The organism is Nostocoides sp., assembly GCF_035343835.1.
GTDB lineage: Bacteria > Actinomycetota > Actinomycetes > Actinomycetales > Dermatophilaceae > Nostocoides_A > Nostocoides_A vanveenii.
On record NZ_DAOQZV010000316.1, the window covers coordinates 1 to 3,067 of the forward strand.

Below are 3,067 nucleotides of genomic sequence, written 5' to 3' on the forward strand. Positions count from 1 at the left end.
CGAGCACGATCCGGTGGCGGTGGTGCGCGGTCGCGAGGCGGTCCGCGCGACGGCGACCGCGCGGGCATACGCCAATGCGCCGAGCAATATCAAGAACCCCGGCTGGCTCGCCGACGAAGCTCGCGCCATCGGACGGGCGAGCGGACTGCGTGTGAAGGTCTGGGACGAGGGGGCGCTCGTCAGGGAGGGCTTCGGCGGCCTGATCGCCGTCGGCCAAGGCTCGCGGACACCACCGCGCCTGGTCCAACTCAGCTATACGCCTGCGGGGGCGACCGGGCCGCCGGTAGTCCTCGTCGGAAAGGGCATCACCTTCGACACCGGCGGGATCAACGTCAAACCTTCGGCGGCCATGACGATGATGAAGACCGATATGTCCGGCGCCGCCATCGTGCTCTCGGTGCTCGCGAGCTGCCGGGCGCTGGGGATCCGGCGGCCGGTGATCGGCCTGATGGCCTTGGCGGAGAACGCCATCGGCGGGGGAGCGTATCGGCCCAGCGACGTCATCACGGCATACGGCGGGACCACCGTCGAGATCGGCAACACCGACGCGGAGGGGCGGATCGTGCTCGCCGACGCACTCGCGTATGCCGCCGCGAAGCTCGACCCGGCCGCTGTCATCGATATCGCCACCCTCACCGGTGCCGCGCGCATCGCCCTCGGCAGCGGGCTTGCCGCGTCGTATGGCAGCGATGCCGGTCTGCATGCGCGCGTCCGGGCCGCGTTCGCGGACGCGGGTGAGCCCCTGTGGGAGATGCCGCTGATCGAGGACTACCGGCCGGCGCTCGACTCGGCGGTCGCCGACCTCAGCCACATCGGCCCGCTGGGCGGCGGGCCAGGAGCCGGGTCGATCATCGCCGCGTTGTTCCTGCGCGAGTTCACCGCCGGGCTGCCCTGGGTGCACCTCGATATCGCCGGAACCGGGCGGTCAGAGGCTGATACGGGAATACTCGCCAAGGGCGCCACGGGTTACGGTGCCCGCGGATTGCTGCGCTGGCTCGCCGAGGAGTGACATGGATGCAGGATATGGACTGGCTGTGCGCTGGTCCCTGGAAGGCACCGGTGCTGCCGTCGCGCAGGACCTGCGCGACTACGTCGTCGGCACGTCGGTAGCGCGCTTCATGTTCCTCGACGGGCTGGCGTTCAAGACGTGGCGGATGCGGCCGGGCGAGTGGTTCGAGGGCACCTATGTCTTCGACACCGCCGGCGAGCGCGACCGCTTCCGCGACGACTTCATCGCGTCCGCGGCGACCTCACCGGGGTCCCGGCTGATCGGCTCGGCTCCGGTGGCCATCGAGGACTTCGAGGTTGTCGCGATCGCCGAGGGCCCTTCGAAGTTTCGTCGCGGTGCCGGCCCGGGCAGCATGAACGCGCCCGTTCACTAAAGCGGCGTCGTCGGCGGCCTGGAGCACACGCAGGATGTTGCGGCTGGTCAGCTTGCCGAGGTCGTCGCGTGACCAGCCCCGATCGGCCAGTGCGGCAAGGAGTTTCGGGTAGCAACTGACGTCCTCGAGGCCGTCCGGCAGGCGATCGACACCGTCGTAGTCGCCGCCCAGCCCGATGTGGTCGATCCCCGCGACCTCCCGCACGTGCTCGCAATGCGCGACCACGTCCGCGAGGGTGGCGCGCGGCGCGGGGTGGGACTCGGCATACGTGCGGGAGAAGGCGGTGTAGGCCGCGTGGTCGTTGGTCGCGACACCGGCCGCTTCGGCGGCCGCGTGGGCCTGCAGGTCCCACTCGCGCAGCACCGGCGAGACGAAGCGGGGCACGAAGGTGATCATGCAGACGCCGTGCAGGCCAGCCAGCCGGCCCAGCACGTCGTCGGGGACATTGCGCGGGTGATCACAGACGGCGCGGGCGCTGGAGTGGGAGAAGATCGGCGGCGCCGTGGTGACATCCATGGCCGCGTGCATCGTCGTCGGGGCGACGTGGCTCAAGTCGACGAGCATGCCGATGCGGTTCATCTCGGCGACGACCTGCCGTCCGAAGTCGGTCAGGCCGCCATGGCGCGCGGTGTCGGTCGCCGAGTCGGCCCAGTCGTTGTTCTGGTTGTGGGTCAGCGTCAGGTAACGCACGCCCAGGGCGCGGAAGGCGCGCAGGGTGCCCAGCGAGTTGTCGATGCTGTGGCCGCCCTCGGCGCCGAGCAGCGAAGCGATCTTGCCGTCGGCCCAGGCGCGCCGCACGTCGTCCGCGGTGGTGGCCAGGGCGAGCCGATCGGCATACCGGCGCGTGAGGGCGTGCACGGCGTCGATCTGCTCCAGCGTGCCGGTGACCGCGTCATTGGGCGCCAGGGTGCCGGGGACGTAGACCGACCAGAACTGGGCGCCGACCCCACCCTCGCGCAGCCGGGGCAGGTCGGTGTGCGTGCGGGTGGTCCGGACCCCGACATCCAGCGCGTCGAAGTCGTAGCCGACCAATTCCCGCAACTCCCAGGGCAGGTCGTTGTGGCCGTCGAAGACGGGGTCGGCACCGAGCAGGTCGGCCAGTTCGCCAGCGATCATGCGCCCCAACCTAGTGGCGTCACCGCGGGCGAGTTTCGAGGGCGCTCACTCGCGCCCAACTACAGTGAGCCCATGACCTCCATCACGCCGCGCCGCGTCGCCCTGGTGACGCTCGGCTGCACGCGCAACGAGGTCGACTCCGAGGAACTCGCCGGGCGGTTGAGCGCCGGTGGCTGGGAATTGGTCGAGGATGCTGCCGACGCCGATGTCGCCGTCGTCAACACCTGCGGGTTCATCGAGCAGGCCAAGAAGGACTCGATCGATGTGCTCCTGGAGGCGTCCGAGTTGAAGGCGAGCGGCCGCACGCAGGCGGTCGTCGCCGTCGGCTGCCTCGCCGAACGCTACGGCCGCGAGCTGGCCGAGGAACTGCCCGAAGCCGACGCGGTCCTCGGTTTCGATTCGTATGCGGATCTGTCCGGCACGCTGCGCGCCATCCTCGACGGTGCGCGGCCGGCCAGTCACGTCCCGAGCGATCGCCGGCGCCTGCTTCCACTGACGCCGACCGAGCGCCGGGTGGCGGTGGCGGATGTCGCGGTGCCCGGGTTGGGTGCCGCGCCGGGGCAGGCGCC

General features: G+C 70.7%; 1 protein-coding gene and 2 pseudogenes. 2 read left to right on the forward strand and 1 reads right to left on the reverse strand.

Annotated features, from left to right (window positions below; all coding sequences use genetic code 11):
- Positions 1 to 1,009: pseudogene (locus PKH97_RS15465) on the forward strand (M17 family metallopeptidase); the annotation flags it as partial.
- A gap of 241 nt (positions 1,010 to 1,250) precedes the next feature.
- Here PKH97_RS15465 and PKH97_RS15470 read toward each other — a convergent pair.
- Positions 1,251 to 2,498 (reverse strand): dipeptidase, encoded by a 1,248-nt coding sequence (locus PKH97_RS15470; protein WP_324388497.1) that lies wholly within the window; start codon positions 2,496 to 2,498, stop codon positions 1,251 to 1,253.
- A 72-nt stretch (positions 2,499 to 2,570) separates the two neighbouring features.
- Between PKH97_RS15470 and PKH97_RS15475 the strand changes: the two are divergent.
- A pseudogene (locus PKH97_RS15475) lies at positions 2,571 to 3,067 on the forward strand (30S ribosomal protein S12 methylthiotransferase RimO); the annotation flags it as partial.